Source organism: Streptomyces sp. CB03238 (assembly GCF_002099185.1).
Classification (GTDB): domain Bacteria; phylum Actinomycetota; class Actinomycetes; order Streptomycetales; family Streptomycetaceae; genus Streptomyces.
In genome coordinates, this window is sequence record NZ_NBCN01000010.1 from 26277 (window position 1) to 52308 (window position 26032).

At 72.4% G+C, this 26032-nt stretch carries 23 protein-coding genes and 1 pseudogene; 8 read left to right on the top strand and 16 right to left on the bottom strand.

Annotation, left to right across the window (positions count from 1 at the left end):
- Positions 1-5: 5 nt before the first annotated feature.
- From BKD26_RS18995 to BKD26_RS19050, 12 genes are all read right to left on the bottom strand, one after another.
- A complete protein-coding gene (locus BKD26_RS18995; RefSeq protein ID WP_084899458.1) occupies positions 6-896 on the bottom strand; it encodes an ABC transporter permease subunit in 891 nt (296 codons plus the stop codon).
- Positions 883-1674: an ABC transporter ATP-binding protein gene (locus tag BKD26_RS19000; RefSeq protein ID WP_084899462.1), complete on the bottom strand. Its 792-nt coding sequence runs from the start codon at positions 1672-1674 to the stop codon at positions 883-885. Before BKD26_RS19000 ends, BKD26_RS18995 begins: the two co-directional genes overlap by 14 nt.
- A gap of 35 nt (positions 1675-1709) precedes the next feature.
- Positions 1710-2819, bottom strand: a complete 1110-nt coding sequence (locus BKD26_RS19005) for an aliphatic sulfonate ABC transporter substrate-binding protein (RefSeq protein WP_084899464.1) — start codon at positions 2817-2819, stop codon at positions 1710-1712.
- A gap of 231 nt (positions 2820-3050) precedes the next feature.
- Entirely contained in the window at positions 3051-4391 is a 1341-nt protein-coding gene (locus BKD26_RS19010) for a GTP-binding protein (protein WP_084899466.1), read from the bottom strand.
- Between the two features lie 2 nt (positions 4392-4393).
- Positions 4394-5329: a sulfate adenylyltransferase subunit CysD gene (gene cysD / locus BKD26_RS19015; protein WP_084899468.1), complete on the bottom strand. Its 936-nt coding sequence runs from the start codon at positions 5327-5329 to the stop codon at positions 4394-4396.
- Complete coding sequence (cysC, locus tag BKD26_RS19020; protein WP_084899471.1) at positions 5326-5883, bottom strand: adenylyl-sulfate kinase; 558 nt, start codon at positions 5881-5883, stop codon at positions 5326-5328. The genes cysD and cysC overlap by 4 nt, the downstream gene beginning before the upstream one ends.
- Positions 5883-6587 (bottom strand): phosphoadenylyl-sulfate reductase, encoded by a 705-nt coding sequence (locus BKD26_RS19025; protein ID WP_084899472.1) that lies wholly within the window; start codon positions 6585-6587, stop codon positions 5883-5885. The genes cysC and BKD26_RS19025 overlap by 1 nt, the downstream gene beginning before the upstream one ends.
- Entirely contained in the window at positions 6584-6763 is a 180-nt protein-coding gene (locus BKD26_RS19030) for a hypothetical protein (RefSeq protein WP_084899475.1), read from the bottom strand. The genes BKD26_RS19025 and BKD26_RS19030 overlap by 4 nt, the downstream gene beginning before the upstream one ends.
- Complete coding sequence (locus tag BKD26_RS19035; protein ID WP_084899477.1) at positions 6760-8457, bottom strand: nitrite/sulfite reductase; 1698 nt, start codon at positions 8455-8457, stop codon at positions 6760-6762. Before BKD26_RS19035 ends, BKD26_RS19030 begins: the two co-directional genes overlap by 4 nt.
- Before the next feature lie 302 nt (positions 8458-8759).
- The gene (locus tag BKD26_RS19040) at positions 8760-9332 is read right to left on the bottom strand and encodes a GNAT family N-acetyltransferase (protein WP_107417908.1); all 573 of its coding nucleotides are present in this window, start codon (positions 9330-9332) and stop codon (positions 8760-8762) included.
- A 38-nt stretch (positions 9333-9370) separates the two neighbouring features.
- A complete protein-coding gene (locus BKD26_RS19045) occupies positions 9371-10759 on the bottom strand; it encodes a helix-turn-helix domain-containing protein (RefSeq protein WP_107417909.1) in 1389 nt (462 codons plus the stop codon).
- Between the two features lie 375 nt (positions 10760-11134).
- On the bottom strand, positions 11135-12772 hold the full coding sequence (locus tag BKD26_RS19050) for an acyl-CoA dehydrogenase family protein (protein WP_084899485.1): 1638 nt from the start codon (positions 12770-12772) through the stop codon (positions 11135-11137).
- 17 nt (positions 12773-12789) lie between these two features.
- On the opposite strand from BKD26_RS19050, the gene BKD26_RS19055 reads away from it, so the two are divergent.
- A complete protein-coding gene (locus tag BKD26_RS19055) occupies positions 12790-13956 on the top strand; it encodes a YihY/virulence factor BrkB family protein (protein WP_084899488.1) in 1167 nt (388 codons plus the stop codon).
- A gap of 1 nt (position 13957) precedes the next feature.
- Positions 13958-14710 (top strand): DUF6597 domain-containing transcriptional factor, encoded by a 753-nt coding sequence (locus BKD26_RS19060; RefSeq protein ID WP_084900405.1) that lies wholly within the window; start codon positions 13958-13960, stop codon positions 14708-14710.
- Here the strand turns inward: BKD26_RS19060 and BKD26_RS19065 are convergent.
- Complete coding sequence (locus BKD26_RS19065) at positions 14641-15048, bottom strand: VOC family protein (protein WP_084900401.1); 408 nt, start codon at positions 15046-15048, stop codon at positions 14641-14643. The genes BKD26_RS19060 and BKD26_RS19065 overlap by 70 nt on opposite strands.
- Before the next feature lie 100 nt (positions 15049-15148).
- On the opposite strand from BKD26_RS19065, the gene BKD26_RS19070 reads away from it, so the two are divergent.
- The 4 genes from BKD26_RS19070 to rsgA all read left to right on the top strand — a co-directional run bounded on the left by BKD26_RS19070 (position 15149) and on the right by rsgA (position 18972).
- Entirely contained in the window at positions 15149-15850 is a 702-nt protein-coding gene (locus BKD26_RS19070) for a response regulator transcription factor (protein WP_084899490.1), read from the top strand.
- Positions 15843-16961 (top strand): HAMP domain-containing sensor histidine kinase, encoded by a 1119-nt coding sequence (locus tag BKD26_RS19075; RefSeq protein WP_084899492.1) that lies wholly within the window; start codon positions 15843-15845, stop codon positions 16959-16961. The genes BKD26_RS19070 and BKD26_RS19075 overlap by 8 nt, the downstream gene beginning before the upstream one ends.
- A 118-nt stretch (positions 16962-17079) precedes the next feature.
- The gene (locus BKD26_RS19080) at positions 17080-17655 is read left to right on the top strand and encodes a DM13 domain-containing protein (RefSeq protein WP_241518733.1); all 576 of its coding nucleotides are present in this window, start codon (positions 17080-17082) and stop codon (positions 17653-17655) included.
- A 213-nt stretch (positions 17656-17868) separates the two neighbouring features.
- The gene (gene rsgA, locus BKD26_RS19085) at positions 17869-18972 is read left to right on the top strand and encodes a ribosome small subunit-dependent GTPase A (RefSeq protein WP_241518734.1); all 1104 of its coding nucleotides are present in this window, start codon (positions 17869-17871) and stop codon (positions 18970-18972) included.
- Between the two features lie 575 nt (positions 18973-19547).
- Here the strand turns inward: rsgA and BKD26_RS19090 are convergent.
- Complete coding sequence (locus BKD26_RS19090; protein ID WP_084899500.1) at positions 19548-20030, bottom strand: DUF456 domain-containing protein; 483 nt, start codon at positions 20028-20030, stop codon at positions 19548-19550.
- 36 nt (positions 20031-20066) lie between these two features.
- Positions 20067-21011 (bottom strand): helix-turn-helix domain-containing protein, encoded by a 945-nt coding sequence (locus BKD26_RS19095; protein ID WP_084899502.1) that lies wholly within the window; start codon positions 21009-21011, stop codon positions 20067-20069.
- A 263-nt stretch (positions 21012-21274) separates the two neighbouring features.
- Between BKD26_RS19095 and BKD26_RS19100 the strand changes: the two genes are divergently transcribed.
- Entirely contained in the window at positions 21275-22477 is a 1203-nt protein-coding gene (locus tag BKD26_RS19100; RefSeq protein WP_084899505.1) for a protein phosphatase 2C domain-containing protein, read from the top strand.
- Between the two features lie 27 nt (positions 22478-22504).
- Positions 22505-22812: pseudogene (locus BKD26_RS39175) on the top strand (thiamine pyrophosphate-binding protein); the annotation flags it as partial.
- A 39-nt stretch (positions 22813-22851) separates the two neighbouring features.
- Here BKD26_RS39175 and BKD26_RS39180 read toward each other — a convergent pair.
- Complete coding sequence (locus BKD26_RS39180) at positions 22852-25893, bottom strand: glycoside hydrolase family 38 C-terminal domain-containing protein (RefSeq protein WP_107417910.1); 3042 nt, start codon at positions 25891-25893, stop codon at positions 22852-22854.
- Between the last annotated feature and the right edge of the window lie 139 nt (positions 25894-26032).

Sequence of the window (26032 nt, forward strand, 5' to 3'; positions counted from 1 at the left end):
GACGCTCAGCTCTTGACGAGGAGACCGCGGCGGCGCAGGACCGCCCGCTCCAGCGGGCTGAAGATCAGCAGGTCGATGGCGATACCGACGATCAGGATCAGGATGATCGCCAGGAAGATCCCCGGCATGTCGATGTTGTTGCGGCCGTTCTCCAGCAACTGGCCGAGGCCCAGGCCCAGTTCCGGCGACGACGCGATGATCTCCGCCGCCATCAGCGAGCGCCACGAGAACGCCCAGCCCTGCTTCAGTCCGGCGAGGTAGCCGGGCAGCGCGGCCGGCATCACGATGTGCCACGCGCCCCGCAGACCGGTCGCACCGAGCGTCCGCCCCGCCCGCAGGAACAGCGGCGGCACCTGGTCCACACCGGCCACCAGGCCGTTGGCGATCGACGGGACGGCGCCCAGCAGGATCACCGCGTACATCATCGAGTCGTTGAGCCCGATCCAGAGCACCGCGGGCGCCACCCAGGCCACCGACGGCAGCGACTGGAGGCCCGAGAGGATCGGCCCGATCGCGGCCCGGACGAACCTCACCCGCGCCACCAGCAGGCCCAGCGGCGTACCGATGGCCAGGGCCATCAGGAAACCGAGCAGGGCGCGGGACACGCTCGTCCACAGCACGTCGAACAGCGTGCCCTGCAGCCACATGGTGGCCAGGCTGTCCCACACCGCGGACGGCGGCGGCAGCTTGAACTCGTCGGTGACCTTCCCCCACACCAGCAGCTGCCACACCACCAGCACCAGTGCGACGGCCACCACCGGCGGCAGGACCTTCTGGATCAGGACGTCCCGCACGGGGGTCCGGGCCACCTGCACGGCGTCGAGCGCGTCGAGCCCCGCCTCCAGACCGGCGAGGTCGTCCGCCTTCCGGTCGGTCGTCGTATCAGTGCTGGCCATGACGGCGGATCTCCCCACGCAGTTCTTCGGTGATCTCGACGGAAAGCTCCGCCACCGCGGCGTCCTCGATGCGGCGCGGCTGAGGGATGCCGATGTCCCACTGGCGGGCGATCCGCCCCGGCCGGGACGAGAGCAGGACCACGCGCTCGGCCAGCCGCACGGCCTCGCGCACGTTGTGCGTGACGAACAGGACCGACAGCCGCGTCTCGCGCCAGATCCGCGTCAGCTCGTCGTGCAGGACGTCCCGCGTGATGGCGTCCAGGGCCGCGAACGGCTCGTCCATCAGCAGCAGATCGCTGTCCTGGGCGAGCGCGCGGGCCAGCGCCACGCGCTGCCGCATACCGCCGGACAGCTCGTGCACCCGCTTGCCGTACGAGCCCTTGAGCCGGACCAGCTCCAGCAGCCGCTCCGCCTCGTCGCGCCGCTCGTTCTTGGCGACCCCGCGCAGCCGCAGCGCCAGCTCGATGTTCTTGCCGGCCGTCAGCCACGGGAACAGCGCGTGCTCCTGGAACATCAGGGCGGGCCGGCCGCCCGGGGTGTCGATCGACCCCGCGGACGGCCGGTCCAGCCCGGCGACCAGGTTGAGCAGCGTCGACTTGCCGCAGCCCGACGCGCCCAGGAGGGTGACGAACTCGCCCGGCGCGACATCGAGCGTGATGTCGTCCAGGACGAGCTGCTGCCCGGCCGGAGTGGCGAAGGACTTCGAGACGTGCTCGAGACGGGCGGCGTGCGTCGACACCGCCGCACGGTCCTCGGCCTTGGCGAGCGTGGTGGCCATGGTCGTCACCTCCTGAGAGCGATGCGGATGGATGGTTACTCGGCGCCGAGACCGGCGTCGGCGACCGCGGGCTTGCCCTCGGCCTTGAGGACCTTGTTGAGCGGCTTCAGGTCGTAGATCCCGTCCAGGTCGGGCTTCTCCAGCAGCCCCGCCTTCACCGCGTGGTCGGCCTGCGCCTTGAGCGTGGCGGCCAGCGGGTCGTCGGTGAACCGGATCGACGGCCACGCCGAGTCGATGACCTCGTCACCGAGCGGCTTGCCGGTGAGTTCCTTCAGCCTGGCGTTGGCCGACGCCTTGGCCTTGTCGGGGTTGGCGTTGATCCACGCGTTGGTCCTCACCGAACCGCGCAGCACCGCCTCGACGACGTCCGGGTGCTCCTTCAAAAACTTCTGCGACACGATGATGTTGGTGATCACGAACTTCTCGTCCGGCCACAGGGACGACTCGTCGAGGAGCACCTTGGCTCCCTCGCTCACCAGCTTCGACGCGGTCGGCTCCGGCACCCACGCGCCGTCGATGGACCCCGACTTGTAGGCGTCAGGGGCCACCTTGTTGTCCGTACGGACCACGGAGACGTCGCCCTTGCCGCTCTGCGGGTCGACCTTCCAGCCCTGCTCGGAAACCCAGTTGAGGAACGCCACGTCCTGGGTGTTGCCGTGCTGCGGCGTGGCGATCCTCTTGCCCTTGACGTCCGCCACCGACGTGATCTTGTCGGGGTTGACGACGAGCTTCACGCCGCCCGACGCCGAACCACCGACGATCCGGAGGTTCTTGCCCTTGGACTTGTTGAAGCCGTTGATCGCGGGGGACGGGCCGATGAAGCCGATGTCGATCGAGTCGGCGTTGAGCGCCTCGATCGCGGACGGGCCGGCGTTGAAGAAGGACACCTGGAGCCGGGTACCGCCCAGCTCCTTCTGGAAGATGCCCTCCTGGTGGCCCACCAGCGCCGTGGCGTGGGTCAGGTTCGGGAAGTACCCGAGCCGCACCTGGTCGGCCGAGAGCTTCTCGCCCTTGGCCGCCACCTGGGTCTCCTTGGGCGCCTGGGAGCCGTAGCCGCAGGACGCCAGCGCCCCGATCAGCAGCGGCAGGGCGGCGACGGCGGCGACGGCGCGCCGTAGGGAGGGGGTGCGGGACGTGGCAGGCACGGGAGGGTGTTCCTCTCGTCGGGCCCGGCTCCCACGTCCCCCTGATCGTCAGGGACGCGGTGGCCGGGAAGTCGGCGGATGTCGGTCTTCGGTGGTACGGGCGGTACGGGTCGGGAGCGTGCGCGTCATCGGGCACATCGCGCGACACCCCCGGTCCCCGCGCCGAGGGCGCCGCTGCCGACCCGGCCGCCCTCCTTCGCGAAGGTCGCGTACACGTCGATGGTCGTCACGTCAGAAGTCCCAGCCGTCCTCGTCGTCCTGCGCCGGGAGGGCCTTGGCCGAGGCGAACGACTCGCCCGCCATGCCCGCCGCCAGCGTGGTGCCGTCGGCCGGGTCGATGAGCAGGAACGATCCGGTACGCCGGGAGTCGGCGTACGTGTCGAGCGCCAGCGGCTCGGCGGTACGCACCACGACGCGGCCGATGTCGTTGGCGACCAGCTGCCCGGGCGCCGGGTGCTGCGACAGGTCGTCCAGCGTCAGCCGGGACGGGATGTCCTTGACGATCGCCTTGACCGTACGGGTGGTGTGCTTCAGCAGCACCCGCTGCCCGACCGCCAGCGGCTGGTCCGCCACATGGCAGACCGTCGCCACGACGTCCTGCGTGGTCGCCGGGGCGTCACCGGCCGGGGCGATCAGGTCGCCGCGCGAGATGTCGATGTCGTCGGCCAGCCGGATCGTCACCGACTGCGGCGCCCAGGCGATGTCGACGCTCTCGCCGAGCGCGTCGATCGCGGTGATGGTGCTGGTCCGCCCGGACGGCAGCACGGTGACCGGCTCGCCGACGCGGAAGGCACCGGCCGCGATCTGACCGGCGTAACCCCGGTAGTCCGGGTGCTCGGCGGTCTGCGGGCGGATCACGTACTGGACCGGGAAGCGGGCGTGGCAGGCGGTCAGGTCGTGGCTGACCGGGACGGTCTCCAGGTGCTCCAGGACCGTCGGGCCGCCGTACCAGTCCATGTTCGCGGACGGCTCCACCACGTTGTCGCCGGCCAGCGCCGAGATGGGGATCGCGGTGATCTCCGGGACGCCGAGCTCGGAGGCGTACGTGGTGAACTCCTCGGCGATCTTGGCGAAGACGGGCTCCGCGTAGTCGACGAGGTCCATCTTGTTCACGGCCAGCACCACGTGCGGGACGCGCAGCAGCGCGGCCACCGCGGCGTGCCGGCGGGTCTGCTCGACGACACCGTTGCGGGCGTCGACCAGGACCACGGCCAGCTCGGCGGTCGAGGCGCCGGTGACCATGTTGCGGGTGTACTGCACATGGCCGGGCGTGTCGGCCAGGATGAACCGGCGCCGGGGGGTGGCGAAGTAGCGGTAGGCGACATCGATGGTGATGCCCTGCTCCCGCTCGGCCCGCAGACCGTCCGTCAGCAGCGCCAGGTCCGGGGCGTCCTGGCCACGGCTCAGGGACGCGGCCTCCACGGCCTCCAGCTGGTCCACCAGGACCGACTTGGAGTCGTGCAGCAGCCGGCCCACCAGCGTGGACTTGCCGTCGTCGACGGACCCGGCGGTCGCGAAACGCAGCAGGGTGGTGGCCGACAGGTCGGCGAGCTGCTCGCTCGTGGTGCTCATGTCTAGAAGTACCCTTCGCGCTTGCGGTCTTCCATCGCGGCCTCGGACAGCTTGTCGTCGGCGCGGGTGGCGCCCCGCTCGGTGAGCCGGGACGCGGCGATCTCGGCGATCACGTCCTGGAGCGTGGTGGCGTCGGAGTCGACGGCCCCGGTGCAGGACATGTCGCCGACCGTGCGGTAGCGGATCATCCGCTTCTCCACCGGCTCGGAGTCCTTCGGGCCGCCCCACTCGCCGGCCGTCAGCCACATGCCGTTGCGGGAGAACACCTCACGCTCGTGCGCGAAGTAGATCTGCGGCAGCTCGATGCCCTCGCGCTCGATGTACTGCCACACGTCCAGCTCGGTCCAGTTGGACAGCGGGAACACGCGCACGTGCTCACCGGGCGCGTGCCGGCCGTTGTAGAGCTGCCACAGCTCGGGCCGCTGCCGGCGCGGGTCCCACTGCGAGAACTCGTCCCGCAGCGAGAACACCCGCTCCTTCGCCCGCGCCTTCTCCTCGTCGCGCCGCCCGCCGCCGAACACGGCGTCGAAGCGGTGCTGCTGGATGGCCTCGGTCAGCGGCACGGTCTGCAGCGGGTTGCGGGTGCCGTCCGGGCGCTCCTTGAGGACGCCGCGGTCGATGTAGTCCTGCACGGACGCCACGTGCAGGCGCAGCCCGTACTTCTCGACCGTACGGTCGCGGTACTCGATGACCTCGGGGAAGTTGTGCCCGGTGTCGACGTGCAGCAGCGTGAAGGGGATCGCGGCGGGGGCGAACGCCTTCAGCGCCAGGTGCAGCATGACGATCGAGTCCTTGCCGCCGGAGAACAGGATCACCGGCCGCTCGAACTCGCCCGCCACCTCGCGGAAGATGTGCACCGCCTCGGACTCCAGGGAGTCCAGGTGCGACAGCGCGAACGGGCTGTCGGTCTCCTCGTGAACATTGGCCACGGTGGTCATGCCAGTCCCCTCTCGGTCAGCAGGGCGTGGACCGCCGCGGCGGACTCCTGCACGGTCTGGTTCTGGGACTCGATCCGCAGGTCCGGGGTCTCCGGCTCCTCGTACGGGTCGTCCACGCCGGTCAGCCCGCTGATCTCGCCCGCGGCCTGCTTGGCGTACAGCCCCTTCACATCCCGTACGGAGCACACCTCCACCGGAGTGGCGACATGCACCTCGACGTACGGAGTGCCTTCCTGCTGGTGGCGCTTGCGCACGGCCTCGCGGCTGTCCGCGTACGGGGCGATGACCGGCACCAGGACGTGCACACCGTTCGACGCCAGCAGCTCGGCGACGAAGCCGATCCGCTGCACATTGGTGTGCCGGTCCTCACGGCTGAACCCGAGGCCGGCCGAGAGGAACTCGCGGATCTCGTCACCGTCGAGCACCTCGACCCGGCGGCCCTCGGCGCGCAGCCGGTCCGCCAGCTCGTAGGCGATCGTGGTCTTGCCGGCGCTCGGCAGCCCGGTGAGCCAGATGGTGGCCCCAGTCACGTTCTCTTCTCCCACAGTCGTCATCAGCCGTGCAGCCCGCACTCGATCTTCGCCCGGCCCGCCCAGCGGCCGGCCCGTGCGTCCTCGCCCTCCAGCACGCGGCGCGTGCAGGGCGCGCAGCCCACGGACGTGTACCCGTCCATGAGCAGCGGGTTGGTGAGGACGCCGTGCTCGGCGACGTACGCGTCGACGTCGTCCTGCGTCCAGCGGGCGATCGGCGAGATCTTGACCTTCTGCCGCTTCTCGTCCCAGCCGACGACGGGGGTGTTCGCCCGGGTCGGGGACTCGTCGCGGCGCAGCCCGGTCGCCCACGCGTCGTACGCGGTCAGGCCCTCCTCCAGCGGCTTGACCTTGCGCAGCGCGCAGCACAGGTCCGGGTTCCGGTCGTGCAGCTTCGGGCCGTACTCGGCGTCCTGCTCGGCCACCGTCTGACGCGGGGTCAGCGTGATGACGTTGACGTCCATCACCGCCTCGACCGCGTCACGGGTCCCGATGGTCTCGGGGAAGTGGTAGCCGGTGTCGAGGAAGACGACGTCCACGCCGGGCATGGCCCGGGAGGCGAGGTGGGCGACGACCGCGTCCTCCATGGAGGAGGTGACGCAGAAGCGCGGGCCGAAGGTGTCGGCCGCCCACTGCAGGATCTCCAGGGGCGAGGCCTCCTCGAGGTCCCGGCCCGCCTGCTCGGCGAGCGCCTTGAGTTCGTCCGCTGTGCGAATGGTCGTCGTCATATCGCGTCCCCTCCACCGTCGTTGCGCTGAAGTCCCCGGGTCAGCAACCCGAGGAACTTCAACTGGAAGGCTCGATTGCATGCCGCGCATTCCCAGGCGCCGTGTCCCTGCTCGCTGGGACGCAGGTCCTCGTCACCGCAGTACGGGCAGTAGAAGGGCGCCGCGCGCTCGCTCACGACAGGGCCTCCTCCGACGCGCGCGCCGCCCAGGTGGCGAAGCGCTCGCCGTCCTCGCGCTGCTCCTGGAAGCGCGTGAGGACCCGCTCGATGTAGTCGGGCAGCTCGGCGGAGGTGACCTTCAGACCGCGCACCTTGCGGCCGAAGCCGGCCTCGAGGCCCAGGGCGCCGCCCAGGTGGACCTGGTAGCCCTCGACCTGGTTGCCCTCGTCGTCGAGGACCAGCTGGCCCTTGAGACCGATGTCCGCCACCTGGATACGTGCGCAGGCGTTGGGGCAGCCGTTGATGTTGATGGTGATCGGCTCGTCGAAGTCCGGGATGCGGCGCTCCAACTCGTCGATCAGCGACGCGCCGCGCGCCTTGGTCTCGACGATCGCGAGCTTGCAGAACTCGATGCCGGTGCAGGCCATCGTGCCGCGCCGGAACGGCGACGGCTTGACCTGGAGGTCCAGCGCCTCCAGCCCCACCACCAGCGACTCGACCTGCGCCTCCTCGACGTCCAGGACCAGCATCTTCTGCTCGGCGGTGGTCCGCAGCCGGCCGGAGCCGTGCGCCTGGGCCACCTCGGCGATCTTGGTGAGCGTGGCACCGTCGACCCGGCCGACGCGCGGCGCGAAGCCGACGTAGAACCGGCCGTCCTTCTGCCGGTGCACGCCCACGTGGTCACGCCACTGCTGTACGGGCTGCTCGGGCGCCGGGCCGTCGACGAGCTTGCGCCTCAGGTACTCGTCCTCCAGCACCTGGCGGAACTTCTCGGGGCCCCAGTCGGCGACCAGGAACTTCAGGCGGGCGCGGTTGCGCAGCCGGCGGTAGCCGTAGTCGCGGAAGATCGAGATGACGCCCTCGTACACGTCCGGGACCTCGTCGAGCGGGACCCACGCGCCGAGCCGCACACCGATCTTGGGGTTGGTGGACAGGCCGCCGCCGACCCACAGGTCGAAGCCGGGGCCGTGCTCGGGGTGGTTCACGCCGACGAAGGCGATGTCGTTGATCTCGTGCGCCACGTCGAGCAGCGGGGAGCCGGAGATCGCCGACTTGAACTTGCGGGGCAGGTTGGAGAAGTCCTTGTTGCCCACGATCCGGCGGTGGATCTCGTCGATGGCGGGGGTGCCGTCGATGATCTCGTCCTCGGCGATCCCGGCCACCGGGGAGCCGAGGATGACACGCGGGGTGTCACCGCACGCCTCGGTCGTGGACAGGCCCACGGCTTCGAGGCGGTTCCAGATCTCGGGCACGTCCTCGATCCGGATCCAGTGGTACTGGACGTTCTGCCGGTCCGTGATGTCCGCCGTCCCGCGCGCGAACTCCTGCGAGATCTCCCCGATGACCCGGAGCTGCTCGGTGGTCAGCCGGCCGCCGTCGATGCGGACGCGCAGCATGAAGTACTCGTCGTCCAGCTCCTCCGGCTCCAGGATCGCGGTCTTGCCGCCGTCGATCCCGGGCTTGCGCTGGGTGTAGAGGCCCCACCAGCGCATCCGGCCGCGCAGGTCGTTCGGGTCGATCGAGTCGAAGCCGGCCTTGGAGTAGATCGTCTCAATGCGTGTCCGTACGTTGAGACCGTCGTCGTCCTTCTTGAACTGCTCGTTGCCGTTGAGGGGCGTGAAGTGGCCCACGGCCCACTGGCCTTCGCCACGGTGACGCCCGGTCTTGCGACGGGCGGTGGCGGAGGCGGGCTTTTCGGGGGTGGCGGCCATGACGATACGTCCTTCGGGACTGCAGGAGGGCGGCTCTGACCTGCACACTCGCGCGCTGAGCAGGGGGTGGCGCGGCGGTGCGCTGGGGGTTCAGAAGTTCGGGGGATCGCGGTGGTGCTGGTCTGATCAGCTCACCGGACAGATGGCGCTGGACATGCGGCCGAGGTCGACGTGCCGCCGACTCACCAAGGCAATTCCAGCTCGAGACATGACGGAAGCGTGCCATGGGACTTTGGACCCAGTCCAGGTTCGTCCATTATTTGGACATAGGTGTCCCACATCGTGGGCATGTGTGGTGTGGATCACTCGGAACGGGCCGCGCCCGGCCACGGACCGAGGTTCTCCGTCTCCGGCTCCTCCGTCACCGTGGTGTCGAAGAGGCGGAAGCCCCGACGCAGATAGTTGTCCATCGCGTGCTCCCCGTCCAGGGAGCAGGTGTGCAGCCACACCCGCTTCGTCCCGGGCCGCCCCGGCCAGCGGTCGGCCAGGTCCCAGGCGCGCGCCACACCGTACGACAGCAGGTGCCCGCCGATCCGCCGCCCCCGGAACGCCGGTATCAGCCCGAAGTACACGATCTCCACGACACCGTCGTCCTGCGGGTCCAGCTCCACGTACCCGGCCGGTGTCCCCTTCACGTAGGCCACCCAGATCTCCGCCCCGGGCCGCTCGACGATCTCCCGCCACTGGGCGTACGTCAGCCCGAGCCGGTCCGTCCAGCGGATGTCGCCACCCACCGCCGTATAGAGGAACCGGCTGAACTCGGGCGAGGGCTCCTCGGCCCGCACGATCCGGATGTCCCCGGCGGGCTCGGCGGCGGGCCGCAGGTCGTCGGGGGAGGTCTGTTCGAGGGACCAGGTGGTCACGGTGATGCTCATGGGTCCCAGCGAACCATGCGCCCTGGCCGGCGGGGCCATCAGGTCCCCGACGGTACGTCCGGGGCCGGTACGTCCGGGAGGCCGGGGACGCCCCCGGCCGGGTCGGCCGCATCGGCCGCGTCGGCCGTATCGGCGGGCTCGTCGCGGGAGGCGCGTACCGCCGGGGCCGTGGAGTGGGGGAGCAGGTCGGCCGGGTCCTCTGGGCGGACCACCTCCACCTCTACCTCCTCCCGGAAGCGGTACGGGCGGTGGTCCAGCACGCCCGCGAGGGTGCGGCGTATCCGGGACATCTCGGCCCGGACCGTCACCGTACGCGTGCGGTCGCCGAACACGTCGTACGCCAGCTCCGCCGCCGTGCGGCCGTCCCGGTGCAGGGCCAGTACGTACAGCAGCTCGGCGTGGCGCGGGCTCAGCTCCCGCGTCCAGCTCCCCGCCGCCCCCGACACCTCCAGCGACCAGCGGCGCGGCCGGCTCACGTCCAGCACCAGCCGGCTCGACGCGCCCGCCGCCCGCGCCTCCTCGTCCACCAGCCGCACCAGCCACCCGCCCGGCAGCGGCTCCGTCTCGCACAGCCCCAGCGACGGCAGCCACACCCGGCCCGCCCGGAACGACACCGGCAGCGCCAGCCGGTCCACCGGCGGCATCCCCGTCACGCCGGCCAGCCAGCCGTGCGCATCCACCGCCAGCGCCCTGCCCCCCACCCGGCACAGGATCGGCGCGGCCACGGCACGCAGCCGCGCCAGATCGGCGAAGTGCCGGTTGCGCAGCTCCGCCTCCGCGAGCCGCGCGACCGAGCTCACCAGCATCAGCGTCGCCGGGTGCATCGTCGCCAGCGGCCCGCTCACATCCACCGCGCCGAGCAGCTTCCCGTCCCTCGGGTCCGTGATGGGCGCCCCCGCGCACGTCCACGAGTGGTGCGTCGAGACGAAGTGCTCCGCCGAATGCACCTGCACCGGGCGGCGCGTCACCAGCGCGGTGCCCACCCCGTTCGTCCCGACCGTCGTCTCCGTCCAGTCGGCGCCCGGCTCGAACCCGTGCCCGTCCGCCTTCCGCAGCACGCCCGCGCTGCCCTCGCGCCACAGCACCCGGCCCTCGGCGTCCGCCACGACCATGATGTGCCGCACCGCGTCGGACGCCGCCGAGCTGGACACCAGCCCCTCGCGCAGCACCGGCAGCAGCTCCGCCAGCGGCGAGGCCGCGCGGCGGCGCTCGATCTCCCCCGGCGGCAGCAGCCCCGAACGGTGGTCCTTGTCCGGATCCACCCCCTTGCGCAGCATCCGCTGCCACGACTCACGTATGTCGGCACGCGGCGCCAGCGGCGACCGCCCGCCCTTCAGCGCCGCCTCCCGCACGCCCTTGAGCAGCAGCGCCGCCTCACGCGTGTCCATGGCGGCGAGCCGTGTCATGTCGACTGTGGCCTGACGCACCGGTCCTCCCCGCTGCCGCCCCACCTGGTGGCTGGTACGTGTCACTCCATCCTCCCCTGCCCGGCGGCGGTGCGCCCCGATATCGCCCACAACGCTGCAACCCTTTGCAACTCTCGCGAACAGCCGTGCCCCCGTACGAAAGTGGTACGGCGACGGGATGGTGCCGTGTCGGCGCAGCACCATCCCAGCCGCTCTCCGGGCGCGGGCCGAATGGACACACGGCCCGCGCCCAACCCCTCTTTCTTGAGGGCTCGGTTCGGCTCCGGGGCGCTCAAGCGGGTGTCGACGGTCGATCGTGCTCGACCCCTCGTTCCTCGGGGCCTCCGCGCGTTCTCCCTTTCGACACCCGCCGCGCCCCTTCGCCTCACTCGCCCCTCACACCACCGCCCGCGCCCGCTCCACCACCGCGGCCAGGTCCAGGGTGTGCGGCAGCGTCCCGAACGCCGCCCCCCAGTCGCCGCCCAGCCGTGAGGCGCAGAACGCGTCCGCCACCGCCGGCGGCGCCCACCGCACCAGCAGCGAGCCCTGCAGCACCAGCGCCATCCGCTCCACCAGCCGCCGCGCCCGGGCCTCGATGCCGTCCAGGTCGGCCAGTTCGGCCAGCAGGTCCTTGATCGCCCCGTCCAGCCGGTGGTCCGCGCCCCGCGCCTTGCCGACCTCCTCCAGGAAGGCGTTCAGCGCCAGCGGCTCCCGCTGGAGCGCCCGCAGCACATCCAGCGCCTGGACATTGCCCGAGCCCTCCCAGATCGAGTTCAACGGCGACTCGCGCAGCAGCCGCGGCATCCCGGACTCCTCCACGTACCCGTTGCCGCCCAGGCACTCCAGCGCCTCCGCCGTCGTCGGCGTACACCGCTTCGTCACCCAGTACTTGGCCGCCGGCACGGCGATCCGCAGGAACGCCCGCTCCTGCTCGCTGTCCGTGTCGTACGCCGCCGCCAGCCGCATCGCCAGCGTCGTCGCCGCCTCCGACTCCAGCGCCAGATCGGCCAGGACGTTGCGCATCAGCGGCTTGTCGATCAGTACGCCGCCGAAGGCACTGCGGTACGCGGCGTGGTGCACCGCCTGCGCCACCGCCTGCCGCATCAGCGCCGCCGAGCCGACCACACAGTCCAGCCGGGTCGCCGCCACCATCTCGATGATGGTGCGCACCCCGCGCCCCTCCTCACCGACCCGGCGCGCCCACGTCCCGTCGAACTCCACCTCGCTCGACGCGTTCGACCGGTTGCCGAGCTTGTCCTTCAGCCGCTGGATCCGGAACACGTTCCGGTTGCCGTCCTCCCGTACGCGCGGCACCAGGAAGCACGTCAGGCCGCCCGGGGCCTGCGCCAGCACCAGGAAGGCGTCACTCATCGGCGCCGAACAGAACCACTTGTGCCCCGTCAGGACGTACTCGCCGTCCGCCTCCAGCGGCGTCGCCGTCGTCGTGTTCGCCCGTACGTCACTGCCGCCCTGCTTCTCCGTCATGCCCATCCCGAAGAGCACCCCGGTCTTGTCGGCGGCCGGCCGCAGCTCCTCGCCCTCGTAGATCTGCGAGGTCAGCTTCGGCTCCCAGAAGGCGGCGAGCGCGGGGTCGGTGCGCAGCGCCGGGACGGCGGCGTGCGTCATCGACAGCGGGCAGCCGTGCCCGGCTTCGGTCTGCGTCCACACCAGGAACCCGGCGGCGCGCCGCACATGACCACCCGGCCGGCCCCAGGCGTTGGTCAGCCCGTTCGTCACCGCGTGCCCGAGCAGCCGGTGCCAGGCGGGGTGGAAGTCGACGTGGTCGATCCGGTGGCCGTACCGGTCGTGGGTGCGCAGCTTCGGCGGGTTCTCGTTGGCGAGGAACCCCCACTCCTGCGCCTGGGCGGACCCGGCGGTGGTGCCGAGCGTGGAGAGCTCCTGGCGGGCCTCGTCGAGGAGTTCGAGCGGAAGGTGACGTTCCACGGCCTCGGTCAGCGCGTGATCGGCGGTGAAGACGTCGTACCCGACCAGGGGCGGAGGCTGGTTGGTCACTGTGTGGGTGGTGGTCGCCATGCGGATACGGTAAGGAGGTGCAGGCAGCAAATGAAACACCCCCGGGGACTCCTCGGTCCCAGGGCAGACTCCACCGGGCCCGGGCCCTCTACCGCAATGTGTCGAAGCGGAGGATGGCCTGGCTGCTCCTGAAGGACACCGTCAATTCGTGCATCGAGTACCGGATCCTCGGCCTCGCCGCCGAGGCGGCGTTCTTCACCCTCCTGTCGCTGCCGCCCCTGATGCTGGGCCTGATCGGGCTCCTCGGCTATATCGACGAGTGGACCGACACCACCACCGTCGCCTCCATCGAGCGCAACATCCTCGGAGCGGTCGGCACGGTCCTGTCCGACCGGGGCGTCAACGACATCGCCAAACCGCTGCTGGCCGACGTCACCCACGGCGGGCGCCCCGACATCATCTCGATCGGTTTCGCCATCGCCCTGTGGTCCGGCTCGCGGGCGGTGAACGTCTTCATCGACACCATCACCGTGATGTACGGCCTGGACGGCCACCGCGGCATCGTCGCCACCCGGCTCCTGGCCTTCCTGCTCTACATCATCGCCCTGCTCATCGGCGCGGTCGTCCTGCCCCTGGCGGTGGTCGGCCCCGACCGGGTGGTGGAACTGGTCCCCTGGGGCACCGAGGTCGTCTCCGTCCTGTACTGGCCGGTCGTGATCCTGCTGTCCATCGCCTTCCTCACCACCCTCTACCACGTGTCCGTCCCCGTGCGCTCCCCCTGGATCGAGGACGTCCCCGGCGCCCTGGTGGCGTTCGTCATGTGGGTGCTCGGCAGCTTCCTGCTGCGCATCTACCTCACCAGTACGGTCGAGGGCCCCACGATCTACGGCTCCCTCGCCGCGCCCATCGCGGTCCTGCTGTGGATCGGCATCTCCGCCTTCGCGGTCCTGGTCGGCGCGGCGGTGAACGCGGCGATCGACCGCGTCTGGCCGTCGGTCGCCACCGCCGCGGCCCGCGCCGAGAACGAACGCGCCCGCACGGCGGAAGCCGCCGCCCTGGTCGCCCGCGCCAAGGCGGCGGTCGAGGGCCTGGACGACGAGGACCCGGACATGCCGTCGGAGTTCCCGGAGCGCTGGTCGCGGTTCCTGCCGCCCGAGGACGTGAAGTCCCGGCTGCACACGCCGAAGGAGAAGGAGCGCGGCAAGGGCCGTGACAAGGACCGGGATCAGGGAGGCTCCGCCTAGCCTGGGAGGCGTGTACGAGGAACGCCCCTCGCGGCTCGACGGCGCCGCCGTCTGGACCCGTACCGGTACCGGCGGGCCGGTGAGGTCCTTCTCCGTACTGCCCGACGGCTGCATGGACCTGCTGTGGAGCGAGGGACGGCTGTACGTCGCCGGCCCCGACACCCGTGCGTACGTCCCCGAGAACCCCGGCGCCCGGTACGCCGGCGTCCGCTTCGCCCCCGGCGACGCCCCCGCCCTGCTCGGCGTGCCCGCGCACGAGCTGCGCGACGCGCGCGTGGAGCTGGCCGCGCTGTGGCCGGGCGACCGGGTGCGGCGGCTGGCCGAGCGGGTCGGGGACGCCGCCGACCAGGCCGCCGCGCTGGAGGACCTGGCGCTGCTGCGCGCCGCCGACGCGCCGCGCCCCGACCCCCGCCTGCGGGCCGTCGTCGCCGGGCTGAACGCCGGGCGCACGGTCGCCGCCACCGCCCAGGCCGTCGGGCTCGGCGCCCGGCAGCTGCACCGGCGCTCGCTGGACGCCTTCGGGTACGGGCCCAAGACGCTCGCCCGGGTGCTGCGGCTCCAGCGCGCCCTCGCGCTCGTACGGGCGGGCGTGCCGTACGCGCGGGCGGCCGCCGAGGCGGGCTGTACGGACCAGGCCCACCTCGCCCGCGAGATGCGCGCCCTGGGCGGCACCACGCTGAGCGCCTACGCGGCGTCCGTGGCGTCGGCGAAGAGCGAGACCCCGCAGCCGTCCGGGTCCAGCACCACCGCGTAGCGCTGGCCCCACACCGCGTCCCAGGGCTTCAGCCGGCCCCGGTGACCGGCCGCCACCAGGGCTTCGTAGGTCGCGTCCACCTCGGCGGGGCGCGCGCAGCGGAACGCCAGGCCGAGCCGGTCGCCGCCCCGCGGGCGGGTCCAGTCCGGGTCGAAGGAACGGATCACCTCCTCGGTGTCCCACAGCACCCGCACACCACCGGGCAGGGTGATCTCGACGTGCGGGGCGGAGTCGGCACCGGCCGGGATGTCCAGGCCGAGGCGGCGGTAGAAGGCGAGGGAGGCGGCCATGTCGGAGACGACGAGGCCGATCGCGTCGAGCCGGGGTGCGGTAGTCATACGGCGACGGTAGGCAGAGCCGTACAGCCGCGTCTTGTACGGATCGGACGTCACCGGATCGTCATGGGTTGTTGTCAGTGCCCTGAGCGACACTGGCGGCATGCGGAACATCCTCGTCGTGGACGACGACCCCACGGTCTCCGAGGTCGTCACGGGCTACCTGGAGCGGGCCGGGTTCGCCGTGGACCGGGCGGCCGACGGCCCCGAGGCGCTGCGGCTCGCCGCCGCGCAGCGGCCCGACCTCGTCGTCCTCGACCTGATGCTGCCCGGCATGGACGGCCTGGAGGTGTGCCGCACCCTGCGCGGGCAGGGGCCCGTGCCGGTCATCATGCTCACCGCGCGCGGCGACGAGGAGGACCGGATCCTCGGCCTGGAGGTCGGCGCCGACGACTATGTGACCAAGCCGTTCAGCCCGCGGGAGCTGGTGCTGCGCGTCGAGTCCGTGCTGCGTCGCAGCGCCGCGCCGCCGGCCGCCGCGCCCGCGCGGGCCGCCGGCATCACCCTCGACCCGGCCGCCCGCCGGGCCACCAAGGACGGCCGGGAACTGTCGCTGACGCTGCGCGAGTTCGACCTGCTCGGCCACCTGATGCGCCACCCCGGCCGGGCGCACAGCCGGGAGGCCCTGATGCGCGAGGTGTGGGGCTGGGAGTTCGGAGACCTGTCGACCGTCACCGTCCATGTGCGGCGGCTGCGCGGCAAGGTCGAGGACGACCCGGCGAACCCCCGGCTGATCCAGACGGTGTGGGGAGTCGGGTACCGCTTCGAGGCGGGGGACACCGATGACGGAGGCAGTGATGCGTGACCTGCTGCTCATCGCGGGGTACGCCCTCGCTGGGGCGTCCGCCGCGGGGCTCCTCGGCGCCCTGGTGCTGCGCGCCCTGCGCCACAAGTCGGTCGTGGTCTCACTGACGGTCGTCGCGGCCGTCACGGTGACCGCGATGCTGGCGGGCACCCTCACTGTCTGCAAGGCGATGTTCCTCGACCCGCACGACTTCTCCGTCGTCACCACGGTCGTCGCCATGGCCGCCGTCGTCTCGCTCGCCACCGCCCTGGTGCTCGGCCGCTGGGTCGTCGCCCGCAGCCGGGAACTGACCCTCGCCGCCCGCTCGTTCGGCGACGGCGGCAGCTTCGCCGCCCCCGACGGCGCCTCCACCGCCGAACTCGCCGCGCTCAGCCGCGAACTGGCCGCCACCAGCGCCAAACTGGCCACATCCCGCGAACGGGAGCAGGCCCTTGAGGCATCCCGGCGCGACCTCGTCGCCTGGATATCGCACGACCTGCGTACGCCGCTCGCCGGAGTACGTGCCATGTCCGAGGCCCTGGAGGACGGTGTCGCGCCCGACCCGCAGCGCTACTTCCGGCAGATCCGCACCGAGGTCGACCGGCTCAACGCCATGGTCGGCGACCTCTTCGACCTCTCCCGCATCCACGCCGGCACGCTCGGGCTCAGCCCGGCCCGGATATCCGTGTACGACCTGGTCGGCGAGGCCCTGGCGGGTGCCGACCCGCTCGCCCGCGAGCTCGGCGTCCGGCTGGTCGGCGAGCGGGTCGACGCCGTGCCGGTCGAGGTGGACGGCCGCGAGATGACCCGGGTGCTGGACAACCTTCTGGTCAACGCGATCCGCCGGACCCCGCCCGACGGCACGGTCGCCGTCACCGCCGAGCGCCGCGCCGACGAGGTCGTCCTGTCCGTCACCGACGGCTGCGGCGGCATCCCGGAGGACGATCTGCCCCGCGTGTTCGACACCGGCTGGCGCGGCACGGCCGCCCGGACCCCGCCCGCCGGCGCCGGCCTGGGCCTCGCCATCGTGCGCGGCATCGTCGAGGCGCACCAGGGCCACGCGGGCGTACACAACGTCCAGGGCGGCTGCCGCTTCGAGGTGACGTTGCCGGCGGCGCCGGGCCCGGCGTAAGACTTTCGTCACCGGATCACGGGCCTCAACAGGGCTTTTCCCGCGTTGAATGGGATGCATGACGGATGCATGACGGATGCAGACGGACGCAGGACATGCGGGATTCGAGGAGGCAGTCGTGACACGCGTAAGACGTCTGGTGACCAGCAAGGTGGTGATCGGCGCGCTGGTGCTCGTCCTGGCGGCGGTGGGCTTCGGGCTCTACTGGTTCCAGCCGTGGAAGCTGTGGGCGGACCAGACGGTGAGCGAGGCGGTCCCGCCGACGGCCCCGTCCACGGCTCCCGCCGACCCCTCGGGCGACCCGTCGACGGCGCCGTCCAAGCCCGCCGCGCCCGCCGGGCCGCAGACGCTCGCCACCGGCACCCTGATCAGCCACGAGCACAGCACCACGGGCACCGTGCAAGTGGTGAAGCTCGCCGACGGGTCCCGGATCCTCCGGATCGAGAACCTCGACACCAGCAACGGCCCCGACCTCAAGGTCTGGGTCACCGACGCCCCCGTACGCGAGGGCAAGGCCGGCTGGCACGTCTTCGACGACGGCGCCTACCTCAGCCTCGGCGACCTCAAGGGCAACAAGGGCGACCAGAACTACGCGCTGCCCGGCGAGTTCGACCCGAAGAAGTACACCAGCGTCAGCATCTGGTGCGACCGTTTCGACGTCTCCTTCGGCGCCGCGACGCTCAAGGCGGTGTAGCCGAAAAACCCTTGGCGCGCGGCGGGGCCGTCTGCCTAAGGTGAGGGAGTTCCGCACAACTGCGAGCGCATGACCAGGAGGTGTGACCGATGGCTGTCGTTGCGATGGGCGCTGCCCACATCCAGACGTTCCTTCATTTCACCTCCGTGGTCACCGGCTGACACATCGCCCACAGCGGGCGCCGCCCGGGGCCACCCTTCGAAGGGTCACCCCTTGTCTCTCGCTTCACCTTCGTCTTTCTCGCACGCCCTCTCCCCGTACGGCTGGGATGTTTACTGGGAAGCCGAGTTCGCCCGGTACGCCGACCAAGGACTGGTTCCCGGACGGGTCGTACGGGTGGACCGCGGCCAGTGCGACATCGTCACCGCGGACGGCGTCGTCCGTGGTGACACCGCGTTCGTGACCCCGCACGACCCCCTGCGGGTCATCTGCACCGGGGACTGGGCCGCCGTCGAGACCGACGGCAACCCCCGGTACGTACGCGCCTATCTGCCGCGCCGCACCGCCTTCGTACGCTCCACCTCCTCCACCCGGTCCGAGGGGCAGATCCTCGCCGCCAACGTCGACCACGCGATCATCGCCGTCCCGCTCTCCGTCGAACTGGACCTCGGCCGCATCGAACGGTTCCTCGCGCTCGCGTGGGAATCGGGCGCGCAGCCGCTCGTCGCCTTGACGAAGGCGGACGTGGTGCCCGACCCGGTCGGCCTGTCGTACCTGGTACAGGACGTCGAGGCCGCCGCGCCGGGAGTGCGGGTGCTGCCGGTGAGCGCCGTCGGTGGCGAGGGCGTCGACGTGCTCGCCACCGTCGTCGCGGGCGGCACGAGCGTGCTGCTCGGCACCTCCGGCGCCGGCAAGTCGACCCTCGCCAACGCCCTGCTCGGCGAGGACGTCATGGCCGTGCAGGCCATTCGGGACGTCGACGGCAAGGGCCGGCACACCACGACCACCCGCAACCTCCTCGCCCTGCCGGGCGGCGGCGTACTGATCGACACGCCGGGGCTGCGGGGCGTCGGCCTGTGGGACGCCGAGGCCGGTGTCGGCCAGGTCTTCTCGGAGATCGAGGAACTGGCGGAGGACTGCCGCTTCCACGACTGCGCCCACGTGACGGAGCCCGGGTGCGCGGTGCTCGCCGCCATCGAGGACGGCTCACTGCCCGAGCGGCGGCTCGACAGCTACCGCAAGCTGCTGCGCAAGAACCAGCGGATCGTCGCGAAGACCGACGCCCGGCTGCGGTCCGAGATCCTCAAGGACTGGAAGCGCAAGTCCGCGGTGGGCCGCGCGGCCCTGCAGACCAAACGCGGCGACCGCCCCCGCTGACGCCTCACGGGGGCTCCCGTTGTGGCGCGTCCCCATCCGCGCCCGCCCGACCCCGGAGCCCCCGCTCTGGGGCCGGGGACCCCTGTGTTGCGCCCGCCGCTGGTGGCCCGGGACGGGCTCCCTGCCTCCGTTGTGGGCAGTCGTCCCGCTGGGGCGGGACGGGTGGGCACACCGGGACGGGGCGGTGCCCTTGTGGCGGTTCCTCTCGGGGCGGTGCCCGTTCTCGGTTCGCTCCGGTGCCGTGCGGGTCGGTGGCCTGCCGGGGGGTGGGGGGCGTGGCCCCTCCGGGCTCGTCTCCTCGAGGCCGGCGGCCTTGGGTTCTCCGGTTGGGAGCCCACGTGTCGCCGCCAACCTCTGCGGGGACGACCCTGCACGGCCCCACCCCGGCCGGACTCCGGCTGCGGGCGGAGAGGGGGGCACGGCCACGCCCCGGCTGGTGGCCGTCTGCGGGGCGATGGGGAGAGGCGCGGTCTCACCGCGCGGTGGCGATCTGCCGGTCGGTGCGGGATGGGGACACGGGCCCGACCCGGCCGGTGGCCATCTGCGGGCTCTGCGCAGGGCGGGCCCGCCCCGGATCAGCCACCGAGCACCGCTCCCATCCACGCGCCGACGATCAGCAGGCACGCGAACAGCTCCACCAGCACGCTCGTCCCGATCGCCCGCATGACGGTCCGGGTGGACGTCATGGCGGGGCGGTGACCGCCCAGGCGGAGCCGCTCGCAGAGGTAGATGCCGCCGACGTACCCCGGAACGGCCCCGACGACGGGCAGCAGGATGAACCCGAGCAGCGCGCCGACACCGGCGTACGCCACCATCCGCCGGGTCACCCCGACGCCCCGCAGCCGGCGCGGTGGGAGCTGCCACAGGACGGCCTGCGTCACCAGCAGCAGCGCGGTGGAGCCGACGAGCAGCCACCAGGCCAGACCGGTCTGCAGGTGCAGCGACCACCACATCACCGCGGCCCACACCAGCCACGCGCCCGGTACGCCCGGTACGAGCACGCCGAACAGTCCGAGCAGCATCACCAGCCCCGCCAGGAGGAGCTGCCACGCACCCATGTGGCCAGCCTGCCGGACCGCTCGGGCTCCCGCAGTTCAGGCGCGGGTCACCCAGCCGCGGGCGTGGGCGTGCCAGCCCAGTTGGAGGCGGGTCGTGACGCCCGCCAGTTCCATCAGGCCCTTCACGCGGCGCTGGACCGTCCGGAGGCCCAGGTCCAGCTGCTTGGCGACGCTCGCGTCCGTCAGGCCCGCCAGCAGGAGCGACAGGATCTGCAGGTCCGTGGCGTCCGGGCCGGGACCTTCCTCTTCCGCGACCGTGCCGTCCGGTCCCAGGCGCAGCGGCAGCGCCTCCCGCCACACCGCCTCGAACAGGGCCGTCAGCGACTCCAGCAGCGCGCTCGCGTGCACCACCAGCGCCGCCGGTTCCGCGCCGGTCAGCGGCACCATCGCCAGCGCCCGGTCGGCGACGACCAGCCGCGTAGGCAGCCGGTCGGCCATCCGGATCGGTTGGCCGTGCCCGAGGGCCGCCGACAGCTCGGCGACCCCGCCCGGCAGCGTCAGCGCCCCCCGCTCCACCACCATCCGGTACGCCACCCCACGCTCCGGCATGGTGACCGGTCCGTCGGTGACGAGCGCGCACACCTCCTCCGTCGCGCCCAGCTGGAGCTGGCGCAGCCGGTGCGCCACCGCGGCGGCGCCCGTCACCACCTCCACCAGGTCGTGCACGGACCGCTCCGCCGCCTCCGCCCGGTACTCCCGCGCCAGCGCCGCCGCCGCCCGCTCGGCCTGTTCGAGGCCGTGCCGCTGCCGCGTCAGCAGCGCGCCCAGCGCCACGGACGGAGGCGCCGCCACCCACCGCCCGGCGCGCGCCGACGACCGGGCGGCCAGCCCGTGCGACTCCAGCCGCCGCAGTGCCCGTTCGGTGTCCGGCTCCGGCAGCGCCAGCCGGTGCGCGAGGTCCGCGACCTCCGCCGCGCCCAGCGCGACGAGCGCGCGGTACGCCGACTCCTCACGCTCGTCGAGCCCTATCGCCGCCAGCACCCCTGAGCCCCCATCTCTCATTCCGTGGACATTCCGTTCACGATTCGACGAAAGCGATTACTCTCGAAACCTGCCCATCCTCTTCCCCCGGTACGACCTACCGGCGGGCGGGATGAAGACCCCCAGACCGTGGTCCGCGCGTACGACGTGCGTCGACCACGCCGGTCCGCCGGGCGTCCTTCCCGTGGGGGGTGGGGCCGCCCGGCGGACCACTTTTCCACATGCCCGTTTTCGTACGGCCCGCGCGGTCGACAATTAAGGGCATGAGCCCACAGGGGGATACGCCCACCACCGGCGAGGACGACTGGTGGGACAGGCTGTACGACGACACCGCACCGGACACGGCCCCGTCCGCGTCGGGCGACACCCTCGACGACCGCTTCGACTCGGCGTCCGGCACCGTCGCCGCCGGTCCGCCCGGCCGGAGCCGCGCCCCTTGGGAGCCCAAGGACCCGACGGAGGGGCCGCGTACGTTCCGCCTGCCGCGTCCCCGTGTCGAGTACGTCGGTGACGGGCCGCCCACGTACGAGCCCGAGCCCACCGCGCTGCCGGAGGCGCGGGCGCACGGCCTGGCCGAGCTCGTCGCCGACACCGTCCTGGACGGCGCCCGGTACGGGACGTACACGCTGCGCGCCGCGTCCGTGCGCGGCGACTCCGCGCGCTACCGGGGCGAGCCGCGCCGCGACGCGCTGCTCACCGCCCGCTTCGGCACCGGCGAGGCCGCGCTCGTCCTGGTCGCCGTCGCCACCGGGGCCCGCGGCACCGAGGGCGCCCACCTCGCCGCCGCCGACGCGTGCCGCTGGATCGGCGAAGCCGTCGGGCGCAGCCACGCGCGGCTCGCCGAGGACATCCGCGCCGGCCGCCGCGGCGACCTCAAGTCCGGCCTGCACCGGCTCACCGACCGCTCCTACGGCAAGCTGCGCGCCCGCGCCGCCGACCTGGGCGTGGCGCCCGGGGAGTACACCGCCGGGCTGCGTTGTCTGCTGCTGACGACCGACCCCGGCTGCCGTACCCGGGTGTTCTTCGGTGTCGGCGACGGCGGGCTGTTCCGCCTCCGGGACGGGGTATGGCAGGACATCGAACCGTCCGTTGCGGAGCCGTCCGCCCTCACCGGCGACCCGGTGATCGGCTATGGCTCGCCGCCGGCCGAGACCGAGGAGGGCGACCGGCTGACCATGGACCTGGGCATCACGACGCCCCCGTCCCCGTACGTCGAGCCGCCCGTCCCGCCGCCCGCCGAACCGTTCCGCTTCCGGGCCTCCGTCGCCCGGCCCGGTGACACGCTGCTGCTCGCCGGGCCCGGGCTCGCCGAGCCGCTGCGCGGCGAGCCCGCCCTCGCGAAGGAACTGGCCGAGCGCTGGGGAACGGGTGAGCCGCCGGGCCTCGCGCAGTTCCTGGCGGACAGCGGGCTGCGGGTGAAGGGGTACGCCGATGACCGTACGAGTGTGGGGGTCTGGGAGGCGTAACGGCGTCCGTCGTGCGTGGGTGGACGCATGGCCAAACAGAATGTGGCAGAACAGTTCGTCCACATCCTGGGGCCCGCGCCGGTGTGCAGCGGCTGTACGGGGTCGTCGGCGACAGCCTGAACCCCGTCGTCGACACCACGCCGTACTCCCGGAGTGGAGTGGAACCAGGTCCGGCACGAGGAGACCGCCGCGTTCGCCGCCGGTGCCGAGGCTCATTCACCGGCAGGCTCGCGGCCTGCGCCGGATCCTGCGGCCCCGGCAACCTCCACCTCATCAACGGCCTCTACGACGCCCACCGCCCGATGGCCCCCGTCCTCGCCCTCGCCTCCCACATCGGATGCTCCAGATGGCCCGCTCCAACCTGCGGAACATCCCTAGGCCCTGACCAGGCGCAGGGTGAGGATCTGGAACGGCCGCAGGTCCAGTACGAGGTCCTTCGGTGCCTCGTGCAGCGGCCGCTCCAGCAGGTCGGTGACGAACGCGCGGGCGACCGGGAACCCGGTCCGGAGCGTCGCCCGCGTGCGCGTCCCGCACGACTCGTAGAGCCGTACGATCACGTCCCCGCCGCGGTCCTCGGCGAGCTTGACCGACTCGACGGTGACCGCCGGGTCGCCCGTGTCGACCAGCGGCGCCAGCTCCGGGGCGGGCACGATCCGCAGCGGCAGGTTCAGCGCGAGACCCTCGCGTACGGCGTCGGCGGTGGAGCAGCCGGGCAGCAGCGCGTACCGGAAGCGGTGCCGGCCCAGGTCGGTCTCGGGGTCCGGGCTGTGCGGGGCGCGCAGCAGCGTCAGCCGTACGGTGGTGCCCAGGCCGTCGGGGTGCGGGGTGCGGGTGACGTCGTGTCCGTACGTCGAGTCGTTGAGGACGGCCACCCCGTACCCCGGCTCGGCCACCCGCAACCAGCGGTGCGCGCAGATCTCGAACCGGGCCGCGTCCCAGCCGGTGTTGGTGTGGGTCGGCCGGTGGACGTGCCCGAACTGGATCTCGGCCGCCGACCGTTCCGCGTGGACGTCCAGCGGGAAGGCGGCCTTGAGGACCTTCTCGGACTCCTGCCAGTCGACGTCGGTGGTGATGTCCACGCGCCGGCTTCCGGCAGCCAGCCCGATCTCCTGGGTGATGCGGGATGCGTTGAAGGTCCGTACGACCCGGACCGCCGCCCGCAGCGGCCCGTCCGCGACCGGTTCGACCGACGCGGCGGCCGTGAGGTCCGTGTGCGTACGCCGGTAGTGCCGGTCGATGTCCCACGCGTCCCACTGGTTGGGGTGGTCGGGGTGGAGCTGGAGCAGGTTGCCCCGGCCGCCCGGCGCCAGCACCTCGCGCTCCGCTCCCAGGTCCCGTACGGAGGTCAGTGTCCCGTCCGCCGCGTCGACCACGACGCGCAACAGCCCGTTGTCCAGGACGATGCCCCCGTCCGCGCGACGGACGGTGACCTCCCGTACCTCGGTCGTGGCCGCTTCGAGTGGCACGGCACCCAGTGGCGGCACCCGCACCGCCGCAAGGCCGCCGTCCGTCTCGACGACCTCCTCGCGTGCGTACGGCGAGGCGTTGAGCACCGCGGGCGCGGAACCGTCCAGTGCCGCCACCGCGTCCGCGATCAGCTCGTGGAGTTCCTCCCGCACGCGCGCGTAGGTGTCCCGCGCCTCCCGGTGCACCCACGCGATCGACGAGCCCGGCAGGATGTCGTGGAACTGGTGCAGCAGCACCGTCTTCCAGATCCGGTCCAGGTCGTCGTACGGATAGCGGTACGCGGGCGAGCGCAGCGCCGCCGCCGTCGCCCACAACTCCGCCTCGCGCAGCAGGTGCTCGCTGCGCCGGTTGCCCTGCTTGGTCTTCGCCTGGGTGGTGTACGTGGCGCGGTGCAGCTCCAGGTACAGCTCGCCCGACCACACCGGGGCCTGCTCCCCGTACTCCTCCTCCGCCGCCGCGAAGAACGCCGCCGGCTTCTCGACCGTCACCCGGGGCGAGCCCTCCAGGTCCCGCACCCGGCGCGCCTTCTCCAGCATCTCGCGGGTGGGTCCCCCGCCACCGTCGCCCCACCCGAACGGCACGAGGGAGCGGGTGGCGCGGCCCTTGTCGGTGAAGTTCCGCTCCGCACGGGCCAGTTCCCGGCCATGGATACGCGAGTTGTACGTGTCGACGGGCGGGAAGTGCGTGAAGACGCGGGTGCCGTCGATGCCCTCCCACCAGAACGTGTGGTGCGGCATCCGGTTCGACTGGTTCCACGACAGCTTCTGCGTGAGGAACCACCGCACGCCCGCCAGTTTCGCCAGTTGCGGGAACGCCGCCGTGTAGCCGAAGGAGTCCGGCAGCCAGATTTCCTCCGTCTCCACCTCCAGCTCCTCGGCGAAGAACCGCTTGCCGTGCACCAACTGCCGCGCCAGCGCCTCACCGCCCGGCATATTGGCGTCCGACTCCACCCACATGGAGCCGACCGGCACCCATGTGCCGTGCTGGACCGCCTTTTTGATGCGCTGCCAGATATGTGGCTGGTGGTCCCGCACCCACGCGTACTGCTGCGCCTGCGAGCACGCGAACACCAGCTCCGGGTACTCCTCCGCGAGGGCCGTGACATTGGCGAACGTCCGCGACGCCTTGCGTACCGTCTCGCGCAGCGGCCACAGCCACGCCGAGTCGATGTGCGCGTGCCCCGTCGCCGAGATCCGGTGCGCGCTCGCCGGTGCGGGCCGTGCCAGCGCGTCCGCCAGCCGGGCCCGGGCGGCCGTCGCCGTACCGGACACGTCGTGCAGGTCGAGCACGTCGAGCATGTCCTCCAGGGCGCGGAGGATCTCGTGCCGCCGCGACCGGTCGGCCGGCAGCTCACGCATCAGCTCGTCCAGCACCTCGATGTCCAGGAGCAGGTGCCATACCTCCTCGTCCAGTACGGCCAGGTCGGCGGAGGCGAACCGGTACAGCGGCCGGTCCCCGGCGGTCAGGACGTCCCCGAGGCGGGTCGGCCGGAAGTCGCGCAGGACGGCGGGGTTCGCCGCCGCCTCCAGCAGCAGGTCCACCGGCTCGCCCCCGCGCGCGGGCGCCGCCACCGGGATGTGGCGGTTGCGCGGGTGCACGCCCTTGAGCGGGACGCCCCCGGCGTCGTACACCAGCCCCTCCGCCTGGAACCCCGGCCCGTCGCCCGTGAAGCCCGGGTCGATCACCGCCTCCACCCGGCGCCCGGCCCAGCCGTCCGGCACGGTGCCGCGCAGCCGGAACCAGGTGGTGGACCAGGGCGGACCCCACGCGGTGCCGGGCGCGAACGGCTCGTACGCGGCCTCCAGCGCCTCGGAGACGGGCCGAGGCTCTCCCGGGGCGTGCCAGGCGGTCAGCGTGAGCGGGACCCGGGCCGCGTACTGCGCGGGGCGCACGAACTGGCGCACGGCGCGTTCGAGGCGCCCTTCCACCAGGTGGCGGTCGTCATGCATCGCGGCTCCTCCTCCGCTCGGTCGCCGCGCGGTGTCCGCTCCGCGCGGCCTGCCGGAGACTTACCCCGATGCGCCCCCCGGGCGCCCCCCGGACCGGTGATTCCCAGGCGTAACGGCACGTAGGCGGGGGCATGCATCC